The 20,534-nt window shown below is 69.0% G+C and carries 23 protein-coding genes; 8 read left to right on the top strand and 15 right to left on the bottom strand.

Annotation, left to right across the window (positions count from 1 at the left end):
* Positions 1-68: 68 nt before the first annotated feature.
* Positions 69-752, top strand: coding sequence for a MarC family protein (locus tag G3M57_RS12445; protein ID WP_163230866.1), 684 nt, complete (start codon positions 69-71; stop codon positions 750-752).
* Positions 753-807: 55 nt separating this feature from the next.
* A complete protein-coding gene (alr, locus tag G3M57_RS12440; protein ID WP_163230864.1) occupies positions 808-1,890 on the top strand; it encodes an alanine racemase in 1,083 nt (360 codons plus the stop codon).
* A gap of 2 nt (positions 1,891-1,892) precedes the next feature.
* On the opposite strand, the gene G3M57_RS12435 is transcribed toward alr, so the two are convergent.
* Positions 1,893-3,086, bottom strand: a complete 1,194-nt coding sequence (locus G3M57_RS12435; protein ID WP_163230862.1) for a Yip1 family protein — start codon at positions 3,084-3,086, stop codon at positions 1,893-1,895.
* 179 nt (positions 3,087-3,265) lie between these two features.
* Here G3M57_RS12435 and radA point away from each other — a divergent pair, with 179 nt between their 5' ends.
* The 6 genes from radA (at position 3,266) to G3M57_RS12405 (ending at position 10,475) form a co-directional block, all read left to right on the top strand.
* A complete protein-coding gene (radA, locus tag G3M57_RS12430; RefSeq protein ID WP_056751076.1) occupies positions 3,266-4,648 on the top strand; it encodes a DNA repair protein RadA in 1,383 nt (460 codons plus the stop codon).
* Entirely contained in the window at positions 4,645-5,268 is a 624-nt protein-coding gene (locus G3M57_RS12425) for a CvpA family protein (protein ID WP_056751081.1), read from the top strand. Before radA ends, G3M57_RS12425 begins: the two co-directional genes overlap by 4 nt.
* Positions 5,265-6,767: an amidophosphoribosyltransferase gene (purF, locus tag G3M57_RS12420; protein ID WP_056751084.1), complete on the top strand. Its 1,503-nt coding sequence runs from the start codon at positions 5,265-5,267 to the stop codon at positions 6,765-6,767. The genes G3M57_RS12425 and purF overlap by 4 nt, the downstream gene beginning before the upstream one ends.
* Positions 6,768-6,892: 125 nt before the next feature.
* Entirely contained in the window at positions 6,893-7,876 is a 984-nt protein-coding gene (locus tag G3M57_RS12415) for a bile acid:sodium symporter family protein (RefSeq protein WP_056751088.1), read from the top strand.
* A gap of 42 nt (positions 7,877-7,918) precedes the next feature.
* Positions 7,919-8,671: an SDR family NAD(P)-dependent oxidoreductase gene (locus G3M57_RS12410; RefSeq protein ID WP_163230861.1), complete on the top strand. Its 753-nt coding sequence runs from the start codon at positions 7,919-7,921 to the stop codon at positions 8,669-8,671.
* A gap of 313 nt (positions 8,672-8,984) precedes the next feature.
* On the top strand, positions 8,985-10,475 hold the full coding sequence (locus G3M57_RS12405; protein WP_163230859.1) for a methyl-accepting chemotaxis protein: 1,491 nt from the start codon (positions 8,985-8,987) through the stop codon (positions 10,473-10,475).
* On the opposite strand, the gene G3M57_RS12400 is transcribed toward G3M57_RS12405, so the two are convergent.
* The 14 genes from G3M57_RS12400 to G3M57_RS12335 all read right to left on the bottom strand — a co-directional run bounded on the left by G3M57_RS12400 (position 10,472) and on the right by G3M57_RS12335 (position 20,449).
* Complete coding sequence (locus G3M57_RS12400) at positions 10,472-11,041, bottom strand: alpha-ketoglutarate-dependent dioxygenase AlkB (protein WP_163230857.1); 570 nt, start codon at positions 11,039-11,041, stop codon at positions 10,472-10,474. The genes G3M57_RS12405 and G3M57_RS12400 overlap by 4 nt on opposite strands.
* Before the next feature lie 43 nt (positions 11,042-11,084).
* Positions 11,085-12,854: a ribosome biogenesis GTPase Der gene (gene der / locus G3M57_RS12395; protein ID WP_056751100.1), complete on the bottom strand. Its 1,770-nt coding sequence runs from the start codon at positions 12,852-12,854 to the stop codon at positions 11,085-11,087.
* A 108-nt stretch (positions 12,855-12,962) separates the two neighbouring features.
* Positions 12,963-14,378, bottom strand: a complete 1,416-nt coding sequence (locus G3M57_RS12390) for a PQQ-like beta-propeller repeat protein (protein WP_373287652.1) — start codon at positions 14,376-14,378, stop codon at positions 12,963-12,965.
* A gap of 11 nt (positions 14,379-14,389) precedes the next feature.
* Positions 14,390-15,148: a tetratricopeptide repeat protein gene (locus G3M57_RS12385; RefSeq protein ID WP_056751106.1), complete on the bottom strand. Its 759-nt coding sequence runs from the start codon at positions 15,146-15,148 to the stop codon at positions 14,390-14,392.
* Between the two features lie 177 nt (positions 15,149-15,325).
* On the bottom strand, positions 15,326-16,153 hold the full coding sequence (gene panB, locus G3M57_RS12380) for a 3-methyl-2-oxobutanoate hydroxymethyltransferase (RefSeq protein WP_163233711.1): 828 nt from the start codon (positions 16,151-16,153) through the stop codon (positions 15,326-15,328).
* A 245-nt stretch (positions 16,154-16,398) separates the two neighbouring features.
* Entirely contained in the window at positions 16,399-16,776 is a 378-nt protein-coding gene (locus G3M57_RS12375; RefSeq protein ID WP_056751109.1) for a hypothetical protein, read from the bottom strand.
* On the bottom strand, positions 16,769-17,356 hold the full coding sequence (locus G3M57_RS12370; protein WP_163230855.1) for an RNA polymerase sigma factor: 588 nt from the start codon (positions 17,354-17,356) through the stop codon (positions 16,769-16,771). Before G3M57_RS12370 ends, G3M57_RS12375 begins: the two co-directional genes overlap by 8 nt.
* A gap of 31 nt (positions 17,357-17,387) precedes the next feature.
* Positions 17,388-17,783, bottom strand: coding sequence for a DUF6249 domain-containing protein (locus G3M57_RS12365; protein WP_163230853.1), 396 nt, complete (start codon positions 17,781-17,783; stop codon positions 17,388-17,390).
* 111 nt (positions 17,784-17,894) lie between these two features.
* Positions 17,895-18,194, bottom strand: coding sequence for a hypothetical protein (locus G3M57_RS12360; protein WP_163230851.1), 300 nt, complete (start codon positions 18,192-18,194; stop codon positions 17,895-17,897).
* Positions 18,191-18,706: an RNA polymerase sigma factor gene (locus G3M57_RS12355; RefSeq protein ID WP_163230849.1), complete on the bottom strand. Its 516-nt coding sequence runs from the start codon at positions 18,704-18,706 to the stop codon at positions 18,191-18,193. The genes G3M57_RS12360 and G3M57_RS12355 overlap by 4 nt, the downstream gene beginning before the upstream one ends.
* Entirely contained in the window at positions 18,706-19,143 is a 438-nt protein-coding gene (locus G3M57_RS12350; RefSeq protein WP_056751125.1) for a hypothetical protein, read from the bottom strand. Before G3M57_RS12350 ends, G3M57_RS12355 begins: the two co-directional genes overlap by 1 nt.
* A gap of 57 nt (positions 19,144-19,200) precedes the next feature.
* Positions 19,201-19,383: a hypothetical protein gene (locus tag G3M57_RS12345; protein WP_163230847.1), complete on the bottom strand. Its 183-nt coding sequence runs from the start codon at positions 19,381-19,383 to the stop codon at positions 19,201-19,203.
* Between the two features lie 49 nt (positions 19,384-19,432).
* Entirely contained in the window at positions 19,433-20,092 is a 660-nt protein-coding gene (locus G3M57_RS12340) for an HAD hydrolase-like protein (RefSeq protein WP_056751131.1), read from the bottom strand.
* Positions 20,093-20,449, bottom strand: coding sequence for an ArsC family reductase (locus tag G3M57_RS12335; protein WP_056751133.1), 357 nt, complete (start codon positions 20,447-20,449; stop codon positions 20,093-20,095).
* Positions 20,450-20,534 lie beyond the last annotated feature (85 nt).

Raw genomic sequence — 20,534 nt, 5'->3', positions numbered from 1 at the left:
CGACAGTGGGTTTGACGTGGGCGACGGGACTGCGCCACGGTGCCAGGACCCGCTGAACGAGGCCGCGAATGGACTTCAATCCCCTGCCGACCTCCACGGTGGTCGGCGCGTTCCTGCTGGCCTTTCCGGCGCTGTTCTCGATCGTCAATCCGGTCGGCGCCTCGCTGATCTTCCACCAGGTGCTGGCCGACCGCACCCCGCACGAGCGGCGGCGGCTGGCCCTGCGGATCGCCGTCAACGCGCTGCTGATCCTGCTGGGGTCGCTGCTGCTGGGCGGCTACATCCTCAACTTCTTCGGGGTCAGCCTGGGCGCGCTGCGCGTGGCCGGCGGCCTGGTGGTGGCGATCCGCGCCTGGGGCCTGCTGATGGAGCCCGAGGCGCACGAGGACCGCAAGAGCGACGCGGCCTCGCCCGCTGAGCGCAAGACCGACGACATTGCCTTCTTCCCGCTGACCATGCCGTTCACGACCGGACCGGGCTCGATCGCGGTGGCCATCGCCCTGTCGTCCCAGCGGCCGGCGGGCGGACACACCGTGATCCCGTTCTTCCTCGGCGCCAGCCTGGCGGCGCTGGCGGTGGCCCTGTCGATCTGGGGCCTCTATCGGGCTTCGGACCGAGTGATGGCCTTGCTCGGCGTCTCCGGCGCGCGGGTCATGTCGCGGCTGGTCGCGTTCCTGCTGCTGTGCATCGGCGTCCAGATCCTGGCCAGCGGCGTCGAGAGCTTGGCGACCGACTTCCTGGCCCGCCGCTGAAGATCCTCAGGATCTGGACTGGCCTTGCGCGGCGCGCTCGGCTACGCCCTGCCCCGTGACCGAAGCCAGCCGCCTCACCCTCGATCTGGACGCCCTGGCGTCCAACCACGCCCTGCTCCGGGCCGCCGCCGGCGGGGCCGAGATCGCGCCGGCCGTCAAGGCCGACGGCTACGGCCTCGGCGCGGCCCTGGTGGCCGGGCGGCTGTGGGACGAGGGCGCGCGGAGCTTCTATGTCGCCCGCCTGTCGGAAGGCGTCGCCCTACGCCGGTCGCTAGGCGACCGCGCGGCGACGATCTATCTGCTGGACGGCGTCACGCCCGGCGCGGCCCCGGCCATCGAGGCGGCCGGCCTGACGCCGGTGCTCAACAGCCTGCCGCAGATCGAAGCCTGGAACAGCCATGCCCGCGGCCGCGTGCTGGACGCCGCCCTGCACATCGACACCGGCATGAACCGCCTGGGCCTGCGCCCCGAGGAGGCCGCGGTTCTGGTGGGAGCGATGGACCGGCTGAAGTTCCTGAACATCACCCTGGTGATCAGCCACCTGGCCTGCGCCGGCGAGCCCGACCATCCGCTGAACGCGCGCCAACGGGCGCGCTTCGTCGAGGCCGCGGCCCTGTTCCCGGACGCCCGTCGCAGCCTGGCCAATTCGGGCGGGATCTTCCTGGGCGAGGCCTTCCGCTTCGACCAATGTCGTCCGGGGATCAGCCTCTATGGCGGCGGCCCGCGCGATGTTCCCGACACGAGGATCAAGGCGGTGGCGACGCTGGAAGCGCCGATCCTCCAGGCCCGGGTCGTGCCGCGCGGCGAAAGCATCGGCTACGGCGCGGCCTTCACCGCCCAGGACACCACGCGCGTGGCCATCCTGGCGGCCGGCTACGCCGACGGCGTGCCGCGCGCCGCCCATCCGCGGGGATCGGTGTGGTTCGACGGCGCCCGGCGGCCGATGCTGGGCCGGGTGTCGATGGACCTGATCGCCGTCGACATCACCGACTGCGACGCCGCCCGCCCCGGCGCCATGATGCAGATCATCGGCCCCGACTTGCCGGTCGACGAGGCCGCCGCCGCCGCCGGAACCACGGCCTACGAACTGCTGACCCGCATCGCGCCCCGGGCGCGACGCGTGATCAAGGGCGGCTAGAGCTAGCGCGCCAGCCCTTCCAGTCGCCCGGCGTCCACGGACGCCACGGCCTGCTTCAGCACGTCGATGCTGTCGGCGTTGCCGTTGGCCTCGACCGAGAAGCGCTCGCCGACCAGGATGCTGTAGCGGCCGGACTTGGCCTCCCGGTCCCACTCCTCGGTGGTCAGGCGGCCATCCACCGTGCCCGACTTCTCGTAGCCGGTCTGGGTTTCCTTGGTGGACTGGGCGTTGACCGCGCTGGCCAAGGCGGCCATGCCGGCCATCGCGCCCAGGTCGGTCACCGCCAGGCGGAAGCTGGCGCCGTCCTTCTGGTAGTCGCCGGTGGCGACGGCCATCGACATGCCGCCGGCCCCGCCCGAATTGGTCTCCAGGCCCGTGCGCTCGAAGCCGGCGACCGCGCCGGGGAGCAAGCCCTTCAAGGTCTCGGCCGGCACGGACGGGGCGTTCTTGCCCGCTTCCATCCGGGCGGCGGCGGCCTCCATCTTCTTGCTGGCCGCGTCCAGCTTGCCCAGGTCGACCTTGGCGCCGTTGACCTCCATCGTGCCGGACATGGTGCCGGTGTTGGCGGCGTGGCTGGCCAGGCCGGAGCCGAACATCGCCGCGCCGGCCACGGCGCCGGTGATCGCCGCGATGACGATCGACAGCACGATCGCGCAGAGGATGGTGACGGCCGTATAGCCCAGCGCCTTTTCGCTGGGCGCCTTCATCAGCTTGGGCAGGCCGAGATAGAGCAGGTAGAAGCCATAGAGGCTGGCCAGGGCGCCGATCATGACGAGCGGCGGGAAGATCCCCAAAATTCCGAACACCCAGGCGGCGGTGTAGCTGTAGGCCGCGACCTTGAACGCCTGGACCCGGTCCTTCTGGCCATCGAAGCTGGGGGCCAGGGCGTCGATGATCAGCGCCACCAGGAACACCGACAGCAGGCTCAGGCCATAGGCGATCACGGCGCTGACGACGGACGAGACCAGCGGCGGCCTAATGTGGAAGCCGAAGCCGCCGATGCCGAACACCTGTCCGCCGATCAGGCCGGCGACCGGCGGGATCGCGGCCAGGATGCAGACATAGCCGACATACAGCCCCTTGATCGTCGCCGGCTCGGCGTCGATGCGCTCCCACTCGGCCGAAGGCGACAGCAGCAGGCGTTTCACGCGGCCGACGAGATCGGACGAGCCCGCCTGGGGTTCAATGACAGTCATACGATCGCTCCTCCGCGAATCCTGAACGTCCCCCGACGTCGTCCCTGTATAACCATCACCATGGGAGGTTGAGAACATCGTTCCGTGACAAGGGTTCGTCCGCTCGGACGATGCGTCCGTCTTTGGCGCAGGGGAGCGCCAGGCTGTAGTCTCCCGTCATCTTCGAATCAGGAGCATCCATGGCCCGCGACGGCGCCGTCTACGCCTGCCAGTCCTGCGGCGCGGTCTCGACCAAATGGTCGGGTCAGTGCTCGGCTTGCCAGAGCTGGAACAGCCTGGTCGAGGAGGTCGGGGCCCGTGCGCCCGGAGCCCTGTCGAGCACCAAGGCCACGCGGGTGCGCGGCCTGCAGTTCACCGGCCTGGAGAGCGACACCCCCGCCCCGCCCCGGATCATCACGGGCGTCGACGAGTTCGACCGGGTCTGCGGCGGCGGCGTCGTGCCCGGTTCGGCCATCCTGATCGGCGGCGACCCCGGCGTGGGCAAGTCCACCCTGCTGCTGGAGGTGATGGCCAAGGCGTCGCTGAGCGGCGTCCACTGCGCCTATATCTCCGGCGAGGAGGCCGTGGCCCAGATCCGCGGCCGGGCCGACCGCATGGGCTTCGCCCAGGCTCCCGTGAAGCTGGCCGCCGAGAGCAGCCTGCGCGACATCCTAGACGGCCTGAAGCGCGAGAAGTTCGATCTTGTGGTCATCGACTCGATCCAGACCCTGTGGAGCGACGCCCACGAGGCCGGGCCGGGCACGGTCACGCAGGTCCGCGCCTGCGCCAGCGAGCTGGTGCGCCTGGCCAAGAAGCAGGGCGTGGCGATCCTGATGGTCGGCCACGTCACAAAGGACGGCCAGATCGCCGGCCCGCGCGTGGTCGAGCACCTGGTCGACGCGGTGCTCAGCTTCGAGGGCGAGCGCGGCTATCCGTTCCGGGTGCTGCGCGGGGCCAAGAACCGGTTCGGGGCCACCGACGAGATCGGCGTGTTCGAGATGGGCGACTCGGGGCTGCGCGAGGTGAAGAACCCCTCGGCCCTGTTCCTGAACGAGGGCGGTGAGCGCGCGGCCGGCGCGGCGGTGTTCGCGGGCATCGAGGGCTCGCGACCCGTCCTGGTCGAATTTCAGGCGCTGGTCGCGCCCTCCGCGTACGGAACGCCCCGGCGCGCGGTGGTCGGATGGGATTCTGGCCGGCTGGCCATGGTTTTGGCTGTGCTGGAATCGCGTTGCGGCCTTGGTTTTGGCAACAAGGACGTCTATCTGAACGTCGCTGGCGGCCTGCGGATCACCGAGCCGGCGGCGGACTTGGCGGCGGCGGCGGCCCTGGCCTCCTCGGCCCTCGACATCGCCCTGCCGCAGGACTGCGTCGTGTTCGGCGAAGTCAGCCTGTCCGGTGAAGTGCGGCCGGTGAGCCGTATGGAGACACGTTTGAAAGAGGCCGCGAAACTCGGCTTTGGTCGAGCTCTGGGACCGTTGTCGGGCCTGCCCGAAGGCGGCGGAGCCCTGCCCGTGGCGGGCGTCGCGCGCCTGGCCGACGCCGTGCGCCGCATCGGCGACGAGATCTGGGGCCAGCTGACGTGACGCCGTTCGACATCATCTTCGGCCTGATCCTGCTGGTCTCGGCCCTGGTCGGCTTCGCCCGGGGCGCCTCGCGCGAGCTGACCTCGGCCCTGTCGTTCATCGTCGCCGCCCTGCTCTCGCTCCTGGCGCTGCGGGTCACCGGACCGCTGTTCCGCGGCCTGATGGACCCCGACTGGGCGGCCACGGCGGCCGCGATCCTGGTCACCTTCGTGATCGCCTTCGTGCTGTTGCGCCTGATCGGCGCCCAGATCACCAAGACCCTGCACGCCGACGGCGCGCTGGGCACGCTGGACCGGTTGATGGGCCTGGCGTTCGGCCTGCTGCGCGGCCTGGTGGTGCTGGGGGTGTTCAGCCTGGTGTTCCACATGGCCACCCCGCCCGACCGCGTGCCCAGCTGGATGTCGAAGTCGGCGCTGTATCCGCTGTCCAACGCCGCCGGCCGCGTGCTGAAGGTGTTCGCTCCGAAGGGCGCGGGCCTGGCCGGAAAGTTGGCGCCCGCCATTGAGGACGCCGTCCACGACGGCGCCAGCGACAAACCGTCCGACCGCAAGTCGGGCGATCCGGGTTATGATAAGGACCAGCGTCGCTCGCTCGACGACCTGGTGGAGAAATCGCGATGACGTCCTTCGGCCAGTCGACCGACCGCTTCTCGTCCAAGCCGTGGCGTGATCCGGAGGACGACACCCTGCGGCTCGAATGCGGGGTCTTCGGCGTCTATGACGTGCGCGACGCCGCCGCGGTGACGGCGCTGGGCCTGCACGCCCTGCAGCATCGCGGCCAGGAGGCCTGCGGCATCGCCGCCTTCGACGGCCAGCGTTTCCACACCGAGCGCCACATGGGCCACGTGGGCGACGCCTTCACCGGCAACGACCTGGTCCAGCGCCTGCCCGGCGGCATGGCCATCGGCCACACCCGCTATTCCACGGCCGGCGGCAGCGGCATCCGAAACGTCCAGCCGATGTTCGCCGATCTCGAGACCGGCGGCGTGGCCATCGCCCATAACGGCAACCTGACCAACTTCCTGACCCTGCGCGAGCGCCTGGTGCAGGAGGGCGCGATCTTCCAGTCGACCAGCGACAGCGAAGTGATCCTTCATCTGATCGCCCGGTCGCGGAAAGCCCGGATCGTCGACCGCTTCATCGACGCCGTCGGCCAGATCGAGGGCGGCTACGCGATCGTGGCCATCACCAACAAGAAGATGATCGGCCTGCGCGACCCGCTGGGCATCCGCCCGCTGGTATTGGGCGACCTGGACGGCAAGCCCGTCCTGGCGTCCGAAACCTGCGCCCTGGACATGATCGGCGCCCGCTTCGTGCGCGACGTCGAGCACGGCGAGATGGTGGTGATCTCCGAGACCGGCGTGAAGTCGCTTCGGCCCTTCCAGAACGTCGCCGCACGCCCCTGCGTGTTCGAATACGTCTACTTCGCCCGCCCCGACAGCGTCGTGAACGGCCGCTCGGTCTATGACGTCCGCAAGCGCATGGGCCAGCGCCTGGCCGAGGAGACCGGCGTCGAGGCCGACGTCGTGGTGCCGGTGCCAGACAGCGGCGTCCCCGCCGCCATCGGCTACGCGCAGGCCAGCGGCCTGCCGTTCGACCTGGGCATCATCCGCAACCACTATGTGGGCCGCACCTTCATTCAGCCCACCCAGGGCGTGCGCGAACTGGGCGTGCGCATGAAGCACAGCCCCAACCGCGCCGTGCTGGAAGGCAAGCGCGTGATCCTGATCGACGACTCGATCGTGCGCGGCACCACCTCGCTGAAGATCGTCCGCATGGTCCGCGAGGCCGGCGCCCGGGAGGTACACCTCCGCTCGGCCAGTCCGCCGATCAAGTGGCCTGACTTCTACGGCATCGACATGCCCGAGCGGGAACAGCTGCTGGCGGCCACCAAGTCGCTGGAGGAGATGGCCAAATTCCTGGAAGTGGACTCGCTCGGCTTCCTGTCGGTCGACGGCCTGTATCAGGCGCTGGAAGCCGGTCCGCGCGACCCGGCGCGTCCGCAGTTCACCGACCACTACTTCACCGGGGACTATCCCACCCGCCTGACCGATCGCGAGATCGCCGAGGGCCGCAACGACCAGGCCGAAAAGCAGCTGTCGCTGCTGGTCAGCGCCTAGTTCCCGCGTCCTACGACGCTCGCGATGGTTCGCGCCTCAGGATGAGGAGCGTTTAGCCAAATTCTGAAGCCCTCGTCCTGAGGCGCCGCGCAGCGGCCTCGAAGGACGCAGGCGTCGCCGCAAGGATGCCGCGTTTGCTCAAAGACCTCCTCGCCAAGCTGAAGATCGACGGCTACATCCTGGCCTTGTTCGGCATGGTCGTGCTGGCCTCGGTGCTGCCGGTGCGCGGCGAGGCGGCGATGATCGTCGGCTGGGTGGTCAAGATCGCCATCGCCCTGCTGTTCTTCCTGCACGGCGCCAAGCTGTCGCGCGAAGCCGTGGTCGCGGGCCTGACCCACTGGCGCCTGCACCTGACGATTCTGGCCTTCACCTTCGTACTGTTCCCGGCTCTGGGCCTGCTGATCAGCCGATCCGGCGTGCTGTCGCCCACCCTGTCGAGCGGCATGCTGTTCCTGTGCTGCCTGCCCTCGACCGTGCAGTCGTCGATCGCCTTCACCTCGATCGGCCGGGGCAATGTGGCCGCCGCCGTCTGCGCGGCCTCGGCCTCGAACCTGCTGGGCATCTTCCTGACGCCGGTGCTGGTGGGCGTGCTGATGCAGGCTCATGGCGACGTGGGCGGCTGGGACTCGGTCCAGTCGATCGTCGTCCAGCTTCTGGTTCCGTTCGTAGCCGGCCAGCTGTTGCGGCCCTGGGTCGGCCCCTGGATCGAGAAGCACAAGGCTCTGGTGGGCCAGGTGGACCGCGGTTCGATCCTGCTGGTGGTCTATTCGGCGTTCAGCGCCGCCGTGGTCGGCGGCATCTGGAAGATCGTCTCGATTCCCGAACTGTTCCTGCTGCTGGCGGTTTGCGCCGCGCTGCTGGCCGTTGTCATGGCCGCCACGGTGTTCGGCTCGCGGGCCCTGGGCTTCTCCAAGCCCGACGAGGTGGCCATCGTGTTCTGCGGCTCCAAGAAGAGCCTGGCCACCGGCGTGCCTATGGCCGGCATCCTGTTCCCCGGGGCCACGGCCGGCATCCTGGTCCTGCCGCTGATGCTGTTCCACCAGATCCAGCTGATGGCCTGCTCGGTGATCGCCCAGCGCTATGGCGCGCGGCCGGCGGACGAGGCCTGATCGGCGGTTTCCATCGCTCTGCTTAACCCCTAGAACCCGCCCATGACTTCCGACTCCGAAAAGCCGCTGGCCGGCCGCATCGCCCTCGTGACCGGCGCCACCCGCGGGATCGGCGAGGCTATCGCGCTGGGCCTGGCCCAGGCCGGCGCCCACGTGGTGGCGGTGGGGCGCACTCAAGGCGCCCTGGAGGCGCTCGACGATGCGATCTTCGCCGCCACCGCGGAGCACGCCACCCTGGTCCCCCTGGACCTGCGCGAGCCCGACGGCCTGGACCAGCTGGGCGCGGCCCTCTACGAGCGCTACGGCAAGCTTGACGTCCTGGTGGGGGCCGCCGGCGTGCTGGGCGCCCTGACGCCCGTGGGTCACCTGGACCCCAAGGGCTGGGACATGATCATGGCCACCAACCTGACGGCCAACTGGCGTCTGATCCGGTCCATGGACCCGCTGCTGCGCCGCGCCGAGGCCGGCCGGGCCATCTTCCTGACCAGCAGCCTCGCCAAAACCCACCGGGCTTTTTGGGGCGGCTATGCGGCCTCGAAGGCTGGGCTGGAGGCCATTGTGGGCTGCTATGACGACGAGATGGAGAACACCACGGTGCGCGCTGTCTGCGTCGATCCCGGCGCCATGCGCACCCGCATGCGAGCCGGCGCCTTCCCCGGCGAGGATCCCCAGACCGTGCCCGCGCCCGAGACCATCGTCCCGTTGATCGTCGACCTGTCGCGTCCCGATCGTGAGCCGCCCAAGGGCGTGGTGCGGTTCAAGGAACGTGGCCAGGAGTCCGCCAGCGTCGGCTGACGGCGCCACTCTCGTTCTGTCGTTGATGTTTAACTTGGCGAACGCTCTCCCCGGAGGCCTTCACATTCCAGGTGGCCGGCAAGCCGCGTGTCGACTTTTGGACGATTAACGACACGATGTCCGCGCCTTGTGGCGTACGAGCAGGTCTGCGCCTCCCCCCGGAGAACCGCGCCCATAGATTGACTTGCGCCAAACTGCCGCAGCATCACGTGTAGTCGCAAGCGCCAAGGTTAACCTCTCCTCAACGCCGCCGACGCACGTTTCACGTGCGGGGAAAACCTTCGATTGGGCGCTCCCTCGGGGGAATGCATCCATGTCGCTGTTTTCGACCAAACGTCCTGACCCTAAGGCGGCTCAGAGGCTCGCGGATCTTGAGGCCACCGTCGCGGCGATCGATCGCTCCCAGGCGATGATCGAGTTCCAGCTGGATGGCACGATCATCACGGCCAACAAGAACTTCCTCGACACCGTCGGCTATTCGTTGGACGAAATCGTCGGCCGCCACCACGAGATGTTCGTGAATCCGGCCTATGGGCGCAGCGCCGAGTACAAGGCCTTCTGGGCCAGCCTGGCGAGCGGCGAGTTCTTTTCCGACAAGTTCCAGCGCGTGGGCAAGGGCGGCAAGGACGTCTGGATCCAGGGCAACTACAACCCGATCTTCGATGCCGCCGGCAAGCCCTGCAAGGTCATCAAGTTCGCTGTCGACATCACCCAGGCCGAGCTGGAGCGCATCGACAACGAGAAACGCCGGCAGGCCGAGGCCGAGCAGAGCGCCGTCGTCTGCTCGCTGGCCACCTATCTCAAGCGCCTGGCGGCCGGCGACCTGACCGCCCGGATCACCGAGACCTTCGAAGGCCGCTTCCTGCCGATCAAGGAAGACTTCAACGCCGCCGTCGACAGCTTGCGCTCGGCGATGAGCCAGATCGTCGACTCCACCGAGGGGCTGCGCGCCAGTTCCGACGAGATCGCCTCGGCCTCGGACGACCTGTCGCGCCGCACGGAGCAGCAAGCCGCCTCGCTGGAGGAAACCGCCGCCGCCCTGGACGAGATCACCGCCACCGTCCGCCGCAGCGCCGCCGGAGCCAAAGAGGCCTCGACCGCCGCGTCCAGCGCCCGCCAGCAGGCCGCCCGCTCCGGCGAGGTCGTGCGGGACGCGGTCGCCGCCATGGGCGAGATCGAGCAAAGCTCGGGGCAGATCACCCAGATCATCGGCGTCATCGACGAGATCGCCTTCCAGACCAACCTCCTGGCCCTGAACGCGGGGGTCGAGGCCGCCCGCGCCGGCGACGCCGGCCGCGGCTTCGCCGTCGTGGCCCAGGAAGTCCGGGCCCTGGCCCAACGCTCGGCCGAAGCGGCCAAGGAGATCAAGACCCTGATCGCCAACAGCACGTCTCAGGTGGCGCGCGGCGTCCAGCTGGTCGGCGACACGGGCCAGGCGCTGAGCGGCATCGTCGGCAAGGTGGCCGAGATCGACACCCTGATCTCCGGGATCGCCCAGTCCTCGCAGGAACAGGCCACCGGCCTCAACCAGGTCAATTCCGCCGTCAACCAGATGGACCAGGTGACGCAGCAGAACGCCGCCATGGTCGAGCAGGCCACGGCCGCGGCCTCCAACATGCGCTCCGAGTCCGGCGCGCTGGCCGAGCTGGTGTCGCGCTTCCAGACCGGCGACGCCGCTCGTCGCTCCGGGCGTCCGACCGCCACGGCCCGCGCGGTTGAAGCCCCCCGCCCCACGACCCGCGCCGTTCCCCAGATGCGTCCGGGATCCAACGCCGCGGTCGCGCCGGAATGGGAAGAATTCTAGGCCAGGGTGCGAAAGGTGATCGAGTAGCGCAGGGCCTCGACCGGCGGGATGCTGTGCTCCCAGACCGACCGGGCTTCCCCCGCCAGCCCATAGGCCGAGCGTGGCTCCAAGGTCAGGGAGCGCCGCTCCCACCTCGCCTCGCGCGGTCGTCGAAAGCGCATGACGCACGGCGATAACAGCGAGAACCCGACGACCCGTCCGAATGCTGGCCTGTCGCGATGCCAGCCGATCGGCGCGCCGGGCGGATATTCATTGATCAGGGCGTGAACCAGTTCGTCCGGCGTCAGACCGGCGAACGCCGCCGCCTTGCGGCGCAAGGCCAGCAGGAAGTCCGGGATCGGCGGACCATCCTCCAGCCCCGGCCCCGCCCCTTCATAGCGCCGGCCGAACGAAGCCACGCGGCGTCGAGCCACATAGCCCCGCATCTCGAAAGCCCGCAGGTCGAGCCCGGCAAAGGCCTCGGCCAGCGCGGCTTCCTCGTCCCGGTCGATCACCTCGGGCCGGTAGGCGAAGCCGGGCGGTCCCGGCGCGGGGTCGTCGAACAGGCTGGCTTGTCGCGGGTCCATGCCATCGGAAATGGCCCCGCCCACGCCGCCGTTCCAGAGCGACTCAGCGTCCCTTCGGCGGCGCCTTGTTGCCGCGCACGGTGCGGGCGCCGGCCACGGGGCGACGCGCCGCGGTCTTGGAGCCGGCCGCCTTGCCGCCCGCGGCCTTAAAACCGACCTTGTAGCTGGGCGTGGTCGACTTCTTCTGGGCCCGGGGCCCCTGCTTCTTGACTGACTTGACCGCCGCCTTGCCCGGCTCGACGGCTGGCGCCGCGGCGATCTCGGCGGGCTTGGGCGCCTTGGACGCCTTCGAGGCGGGCTTGCCGGCGCTCGGGGCCGGGACGGGCAGGCCCGCGGCCTGGGCGGCGGCGGCGGCCGCGGCTTCGGCGACGCGCACCGACTTCTTGACGGTGTTGCGCGAGGCGCGGATCCGCTCCTTCTCGCGTTCCTTGCGCTCGAACTCCCGCTTGCCCTTGCCGGAGTGGCCCTTGGCCTCGCCCTCGGCATAGGGGTTGGCGCCGGACTTCAGGGTGATGCGCAGCGGCACGCCGGGCAGGTCGAAGCTCTCGCGCAGGCTGTTGATCAGGTAGCGCCGATACTGCTCGGGCATCTGGTCGGCGCGGCTGGAGAACAGCACGAAGGTCGGCGGGCGGGCCTTGGTCTGGGCCATGTACTTGGGCTTGATGCGCTTGCCGCCGACGCTGGGCGGCGGGTGGCGCTGCATGGCCATCTGCAGCCAGTCGTTCAGGTCGCGGGTCTTGACCTTGGTCGACCAGTCCTTGTGGCTCTTGAGCACGGCCGGCATCAGCCGTTCCACGCCCTTGCCGGTCTCGCCCGACAGCGCGATCACGGGCGTGCCCCGCAGCTGGGGCAGCATGCGCTCGGCGTGCTCAATGAAACCCTTGAGGGTCGCGCCGGGATCCTCGACCAGGTCCCACTTGGCCAGCACGAAGACCACGCAGCGCCCTTCCCGCTCGGCCAGGTCGGCGATCTGCAGGTCCTGGGTCTCGAACGGATGGGTGGCGTCCATCACCAGCAGGACGACCTCGGCGAAGGTGATCGAGCGGATGGTGTCGCCGGTCGAGAGCTTTTCGAGCTTCTCGTTGACCTTGGCCTTCTTGCGCAGGCCGGCGGTGTCGACCAGCCGCACCTTGCGCCCGCCCCAGTCCCAGTCGACCGAGATGGAATCGCGGGTGATGCCGGCTTCCGGGCCGGTCAGCAGGCGCTGCTCGCCGATCAGGCGGTTGATCAGGGTCGACTTGCCGGCGTTGGGACGGCCGACGATGGCGATCTTGATCGGCTTGTCGTCGTCCAACTCGTCGTGGTCGGTCTGCAGCTCTTCCGGCGCGACGGACAGCAAGGCCGCATAAAGCTCGGCCATGCCCTCGCCGTGCTCGCCGCTGATCTGGATCGGCTCGCCCAGGCCCAGGACATTGGCCTCGGCCGCGCCGTGGTCGCCGGCCTTGCCTTCGGACTTGTTGGCCGCCACCAGCACCGGCTTGTTCCGCTTGCGCAGGATCTCGGCGAAGATCCGGTCCAGCGGCGTCAAGCCCTCGCGGGCGTCGAACACCAGCAGGCTGACGTCGGCCTCGTCGATCGCCAGCTCGGTCTGGGCGCGCATCCGCGCCTCCAGGCTTTCGTCGGTGACGTCCTCGAAGCCGGCGGTGTCGATCAGTTCGAGGTCCAGGTCGCCCAGGCGGCCGTGGGCGAACCGGCGGTCGCGGGTGACGCCGGGCTGGTCATCGACCAGGGCCAGCTTGCGGCCGGCCAGACGGTTGAACAGGGTCGACTTGCCCACATTGGGGCGGCCGACGATGGCGAGTTTCAAAGGCATGGGCTGTGATTAGTCGATTTCGGGGACAAAAGCGACAAACCCGGACTGGTGAGGACCAGCCCGGGTTCGCGGCGCTCGAATTGTGGATCCGGGCAAACCCGGAAACGTCTAGCGGATGGCGATCAGGTCCGCCTCGTCAGTGGCCAGATAGACCGTATCGCCCATGGCGATCGGACCCAGCAGGACCGACTGGCCAATCTTCAGCGTCTTCAGCGTTTCGCCGGTCTTGGGGTTCAGCGCCACGGCCTGGCCTTCGCTCGACACGGTGATCAGGCGGTTCGAGGCCAGGATCGGGGTCGACCAGATGACGGGGTGCTTGGCGCGCTTCTTCTTCTGCTTCTTGCTCAGCTTGTCGGTGTTGTTGAGGTCGCGGATCCAGTAGACCTGACCGGCCTCGCGCGAGACGCAGATCACCTGGCCGGCCTTGTCGACCACGAAGACCACGTCGCCCGCAGCCCAGGGGCTGGTGATGGCGGTGACCGGCAGGCTCCAGCGGGCCTGACCCGTGCGCAGGTCGGTCGCGGCGAACACGCCCGAGTGGCTGACGGCGAAGACGTCACCCTTGAAGATCACCGGGCGGCCGGCGATGTCGCGGATTTCCGACAGGGCGTTGGTGCGGCTGGCGCGGCTGAGCGCCTCGCTCCACAAGTCGTTGCCGTTGCTGGCGCGCAGGGCGACCAGTTCGCCCGAGGCGAAGCCGGCCACGACGGTGTCGCCGCTCACGGCGGGGCTGGTGGCCCCCAGGATGCGGGCCGGCTCGATCAGGGCCTGGTAGGTCCAGCCCGGCGCGCCGTCGGCGGCGTTGAAGCTCAAGAGTTCGTTGTCGGTCGAGATCACGAACACCCGGCCGTCGGCCACGGTGGGCGCGGCGTGGACCGGCGTGCTGGTCTGCTGGCGCCAGGCTTCCGCGCCGGTGGCGGCGTCAAGCTGGGCCACGAAGCGGAAGCCGGACGAGACATAGAGCTTGCCGTTGGCGTAGGCGACGCCGCCGCCAAAGCCGGTACGGTCGGCCGCGCTGCCGCCGATGCCGAAGAAGCCCCGCTTCTTGCCGGGCGCCTTGGCGGGACGCAGGTCCTTGCGCCAGATCGTCGAGCCGCTCTTGGCGTCGATGGCGCTGACGGTAGCCTCGCCGTCCATCACGAAGATCTTGCCGTCGGCGGCCACCGGCGGCGCGGTCACGTGATACTTGCGGTTGGCCTTCTGGCCAAAACCCTTGCGCCAGGCGATGTCGAAATTGGCGGCGGCCGCCACGTGCTCGACCGACTGCTCGGCGTTGCCGCCCGGCAGCGGCCAGTCGGCCTGGACGGTCGGCTCGGGCAGGAAGAAGTCGGCGCCCTTCAGGGCTTCGGCCGGCTCGACCTTCTGGTCGAAGGCGATGACCGAGATCCGCTGCCCCTGGGTGGCCAGGGTCTTGTTGGCTTCCTTTTTGTCGAAGGGGTTGAGCTTGGAAATCGTCGAACAGCCCGCCACCGACACCGCGGCGGTCATCATCGCGGTGAGAAGCAGATAGCGCTTGGTCGTCATGGGGCGTCGGCTCATTGGGCGGTATTGGGGGCGACGTCGGCCTGCGGGCCGGTCGGGAGCGAGAGCGCGGCGGACGGCGGCAGGGCCATGGCGGCCTTGACGACGGCCGGCAGGTCCTTGGCGGAGCCGGAATCCATCATGGCCATGGCGCCGCGGGCCCGCTCGCGGATTTCGTCGGACGAGTTGTCGAGCGAGCTGGACAGCACCAGGAAGTCGCCGCGCGCGCCGGCCAGGTCGCCGGCCCGCAGCTTGGCGAAGGCCAGCGCTTCCTTCGCCTGCACGCGATAGGGACTCTTCTCGCCCATCAACGGGGTCAGCCTCGCCTCGACGTCTTTGTAAGGAGCCGTGTCGATGAGCGCCAAGGCGGAATTGAGGCCGGCGAGGTCGGCCAGCACCGGATCGGGCGAAAGCTTGGCCGCTTGGTCGAAATAGGCCACCGCCTCGGCGGTCTTGTTCTGCTCCAGGCGCACGCCGCCCATCTGCAGCAGGGCCAGGGCCTTGTAGACGGGCGTGCCCGTCTTGGAGATCGCCTCGAACGCCGGGAACGCCGCGACCGGGCCTGACTTCTGGCCGGTGGTCAGGGCCGCCTGGTAAGCTTCCGTGGCCTTGTTGGTCAGGTTCTCCTGATAGCTGGTCCAGCCCATCCAGCCGCCAACGCCAAGAACCGCCGCCGCGGCCAGCGCGCCCAGCCAGGGCAGCGACTTCAGCGCGAGGGACTTGTAGCGGTCGGAGCGCAGCTGCTCTTCGACCTCGTCAAACACATCGACCACGAACGAGGCTCCGATAGAGGGCGAAACAGCGCCCTGAGGCGTCGACGCCGGATCGCTCCGGAATCGACACGCGAAATGAAAACCATGGTGAGCGGACCCACCGAGGCGGCGAACCTATAGCGTGTCCGGGCCAGCCGCAACGGGGCGGAACCGGCGCCTTCGCCCTTCTTCTTGGTCCTAGCCCTTCTTGGCGTAGTAGGTCTCGGCCTCGCCGGGGAAGGTGCGGGCCTTGACGTCGCGGGCGTAGTCGGCGGCGGCGCGCTCGATCTCGCCCTTCAGGTCGGCGTAGCGGCGCACGAACTTCGGCGCCCAGTCGAACAGCCCCAGCATGTCGTCGACCACCAGGATCTGGCCGTCGCAGCCGGCCGAGGCGCCGATGCCGATGGTCGGGACCGAGATCGCGGCGGTGACGTCGCGCGCCAGGCCCTCGGCCACGCCTTCGACGACCACGGCGAAGGCGCCGGCCTCCGCCGTGGCGCGGGCCTCCTCCAGCACCTTCAGCCGTCCGGCTTCGTCCTTGCCCTTGGCCTTGAAACCGCCGTCGACCAGAACCGCCTGGGGCCGCAGGCCGACATGGCCCATGACTGGAATGCCGCGCTGTACGAGGTAGGCGATGGTGGCGGGCACGGTGGGGCCGCTCTCGACCTTGACCGCCTGGCAGCCCGTTTCCTTCATGATCCGCACCGCATTGGCGTAGGCTTCCTCCGGCGCGCCCTCGTAAGAGCCGAACGGCATGTCGACCACCACCATGGCCTTGCGCGAGCCGCGCATCACAGCCTGGCCATGCAGGATCATCATCTCCAGCGTCACGCCGACGGTGTTGGGCAGGCCGTGGACGACCATCCCCAGCGAGTCGCCGACCAGCAGCAGGTCGCAGGCCTCGTCCAGGGCCGCGGCGACCGGCGCGGTGTAGGCCGTCAGGCAGACGATGGGCTCGCCGCCCTTGCGCGCGGCGATGTCGGGAGCCGCCAGGCGACGGACTTTCTCTTCACGATGGGCGGACAGGATCAGCACTCCAGCGAAAAACGCCTGCCGTTTTCCGCCAGATCGTTCGGCGCCGCAACATTATCAGTGAAAAGTCCGGCGGACCGCGACCCAGGTCTGTGGACCGTCAGGCGTTTGGCGTCGAGGCGCCGCCCTCGTCCTTCGACAGGCTGAGGATGAGGGCGAGTGGTAGGGCGGGAATTCCTCATCCTGAGCTTGTCGAAGGACGAGGAATTCAATCCAAGGCCGTCAGCTGTCGACAGGTTCTAGACCTCATCCACCAGCCGGGTCACGGCGAAGGCCAGCGCCAGGATGGCCAGGGCCGCGCCCACCCAGAGGGTCTCGGAACCGCCCAGGCTGAACAGCTGATCGTAACGGTGGGTCAGCTTGTCCACGCCCAGGTTCAGTTGGTCCGCACCCTCCTTCGACATCTGCGCGAACTCGTCGGCGAACCGCGCCCCGACCAGCTGGACGGCGGCGGCCACCCCCGCCACGACGCCGGTCGCGCCGATCAGCACGCGGCGCAGCGCCCAGCCGCGATCCAGTTTCTGGGTCACCTGCTGGGCGAACAGCTCGGCGTCGCGAAACACCGGCGCCTGGCCGTAGAGACGCGCAAGTTGGGTTTCGAAATCCTGGTCAGCCATGGCTTTCCCTCCTCGCGGAGTCGTTCGATCCGTTTTCGGATGGCGCGGCCATCCGGACTCTGAGTTTATCCAGACCACGTTTGACATGGGATTTGACCGTCCCAAGGGGGATGTTCAAGGCCTCGGCCGCTTCGGTGTGCGACCAGTCGGCCCCGTAGCAAAGCGACACGCACAGGCGCTCGGCCTTGGACAGAGACTTGAGCGCCTCGTCCAGATCGAGACGATCGGCGCTCGCGGCCGCACCGTCCGATCCCACGGGAGCCTCGTCCTCCGGCGCCTCGGTCAGCACGAACCGCGCCTCCCGCTTGACCTTGCGCAGGTAGAGCCGCGCGGCGATCTTCTTGATCCAGCCCGCGAAGGCCCCCTCCCCGCGATAGTCCGCGATCTGCTCGTAGCCGACCAGGAAGGCGTCCTGGGCGATGTCGTCGGCGGTGGCCGGATCGGCCCCCAGCCGGCGCAGCAGGCCCCGCACGGCCGAGCCGTGGCGGCGCACCAGCTCGCCGAAGGCCCGCCGGTCGCCGGCCGCCGCCAGGGCGGCCAGCTCGACGTCGTGGCCGGTGGGTGGGCGTTCAATGCCCATGAGCGTGGTCCCCTCTCCCCCTTGTCCGCGCTCAAGCCTCAGGCGGACGCTTGTTGGGGTTGAAGAAGCTGAGGATGACGAAGGCCACGCCGATCATGCCGGGCACGGCGGCGCCGCTGACCGTGCCGAACATGGCGTTGTCGTTGATCCCGCCTAAAGCAACGCCCGTCAGCGCGATGCCGGCGGCGACCGCCAGGAGAATCACGCCGATCCGCATGTCGCGGTGGGCCGACGGCACAGTCCGCGACCGGACGTCCTTGGACAGGGCGTCGATCAGTTCGGGCGGCAGCGGTTGTCCCTTCTCGATGGCGGAACGGACCGTCGCCTGCATTTCCTGGCGCTCACGCACCCGCAGATAGTTCGGCACAATGACGATCGCGGCGATCATCGTAAAAAAGCCGATTGGAACCAGAACTTCAGCGTCCATGACCTAAGTCCCCTCGAATGCTTGGCGGAGCGTGTCACCCTCGCCTTCTGTAAGTAAGAGACCTGGGCCATGGCGATTGGAGGCGCCGGGTCGGATGAAACTTTCGTAAGGCTAGCGGCGGGTCAGGACCTGCGCGCCCAGCAGGCCGGCGGCCGCCGCCAGGGTCAGGATGCCGGCCGCCGGCAGCAGGACGGGCGCCAGGGTTTGGACCGCCAGGTTCAGCACCGGCGCGCAGGCCCACAGCACCGCGCCGGCGGCCAGCGCGGTGACAGCGGCCGAGGCCAGCTTGACCTGCAGTTCCCGCCGCGCCACCCGCTGCATCACCTCGGCGACGAACGCGGCGTCCACCGCGGGCCGCGCCGGGGCGGCGTCGGCGGACAGGAAAGCGGCCAGACGATCTTCGGGGCTCATGACGGGACTCCCAATACGGCCAACAGTCTCTCACGTCCGCGGTTCACATGCGACTTCACGGTGCCCAGCGGCAAGTTCAGGGTTTCCGCCGCCTCGCCGTGCGACCAACCCTGGCCCAGGCAGAGGGTGACGCAGGCCCGCTGGTCCGGCGGCAGGCCGGCCAGGGCCGCCTCCAGCGCCAGGCGGTCGGCCGGATCGACCTCGCGCGGCGCGTCGGCCGCCTGTTCTTCGCGCCAGACCTCGTCGCGATGAGCCGCGCGGCGGGCGGCGCGCCCCTGATCCAGCGCCTTGCGCCAGGCGATACCGAACAGCCAGGCGCGAAAGCCGTCGTCGTCGCGCAACCGGCCCAGGCTCGACCAAGCCGCCAGGAAGGCCTCCTGGGCGATGTCGTCGGCGTCGCTGAAGCCGCTCTTGCGCAGGAACCCGCGCAGACTCCGCTCGTGCGCCGTGACGAGCCGCGCGAAGGCGGACTGCGATCCGCCCCGCGCGGCCCGAACGAGCGGTCCGTCCATCAGATCCGCGGTCCTCGATCCACCAGGATCGACACCGCCGCCGCCACGGCCAGGGCGGCCATGACGAAGGACACGATCACGAAGGCCGGCCCGGCTTGGTAGAGATCGGTGACCGCCGCGTAGGTGAAGCCGGCGCAGAGGCAGCCGAACAGCGCCACGCGGGACCAGGTGTGCTGGCGCCAATGGCGGCGACGGTGACGACGGCGGTAGCGGTCGTCGTCGTCGTCCACCTCGCCCAGATCGTCGCCATCGTTCCAGCGCTTGCTGAGCTTGGCCATCAGCTCCGGCGGCGGTTCGCGTCCCGACTGCGCGTAGGTCTTGATCAGGTCCAGGGTGTCGCGGTTGGCCCTGTAGGACAGCCAGCTTTGATAGGCGCCGAACACGAACCAGCTCAGCGGAAAGATCAGCCACCAGAACTGTCGAAACATGTCTTCCATGGTCTTGGTCTCCGGAGGCGCGTCGCGCGCCTCGAAATGTTGGCTCGAACCTTGGGATCAGCGGGCGTTGAGCCGCGCCACCAGCGCCGGCGGCGGCTCACGACCGGCCTCGGCGTAGGACCGCAGCACGTCCAGGGCGTCGTGGCGGGCGCGATAGGCCAGCCAGCTTTGAAACACGCCGAACACGCCCCAGCTCAGGGGGAACGCCAACCACCAATAGGAGCGGAACAGCTCTTCCATCGGTCTCAATCTCCAGGTCGACGCGACCCTTCGCGCCGTTTTCTGAAGACTAGTCGGCGCCGACCCGCGGATTGGATGCGGCGACCCGTGAAATAATTTCGTCCATGGCCGCGAACATCATGGTCGGGCTGTGGTCGGCCAGGGCGCGGCGGGTGGCGTAACCCCATTCGACGGCCCCGCAGGCCAGGCCCGCCTCGCGCGCCGCCTCGATGTCGCGGGTCTCATCGCCGATGCACAGCACCCGGTCCTTGGGGATGCGCGCGGCCTTGACCACGGCCCTGAACTTGGCGGCCTTGCCGAAGATCGCCGCCCCGCAGCCATAGTGGTCGACCAGGGCGGCCAGGTCGGGCCCCAGGATCGAGCGGATGGTGGCCTCGGAATTGGAGCTGACGATGGCCAGGCGCAGACCGGCCGCCGAGAGCGCCCGCAGGAGGTCGCCGGTGCCTGAAAACAGCGGGATGGCGTGGGCCTCGGCCGCCATCATCTTCTTGCCGTGGGCGGCGACCAGCGGCACCTTCCACAGCGGCAAGCCGAGATAGTCGATGATCTGGCGGCTGGTGCGGCCGCGCAGCATGGCGATCTCGTCCTCGGTGACCGCCTTGAACTTGAAGCGTTCCGCCAGCGGCCTGACGGCGCGGATGGCCCAGGCCGTGCTGTCGGCCAGCGTCCCGTCGAAGTCGAAGATGACCAGATCGATCTGGGCGTCCATTCAGCCCCCTGAACCCAAGGCGCGACCATACACGTCAGGCTTGAATCCGACCAGCAGTTGATCGCGCGTCTCAAGAACCGGCCGCTTGATCATCGACGGATTGGCCAGCATCAGCGCGATGGCCTTGGCCTCGTCTACGCCCTGCTTGTCGGCGTCCGGCAGCTTGCGAAAGGTCGTCCCGGCCTTGTTGAGCAAGGTTTCCCAGCCCACGGCCCGGCTCCAGGCCTCCAGGCGCGGACGGTCGATGCCCGCCGTCTTGTAGTCGTGAAAGTCGTAGGCGACGCCGTGACCTTCCAGCCAGTCCCGCGCCTTCTTCATCGTGTCGCAGGCCTTGATGCCGTAGATCATGGTGGTCACGCCTGATTGCTCCGTGCGCGTCAGATTCCCGAGTCTGACCAACCTAGAGTTCGCGCGCCATCGGGCAAAACGGAAAAAGGCCAGG

It is taken from the genome of Caulobacter rhizosphaerae, from assembly GCF_010977555.1.
Classification (GTDB): domain Bacteria; phylum Pseudomonadota; class Alphaproteobacteria; order Caulobacterales; family Caulobacteraceae; genus Caulobacter; species Caulobacter rhizosphaerae.
Note: the sequence above shows the minus strand (reverse complement) of the source record. Positions and strands in the feature narration are given on the sequence as shown.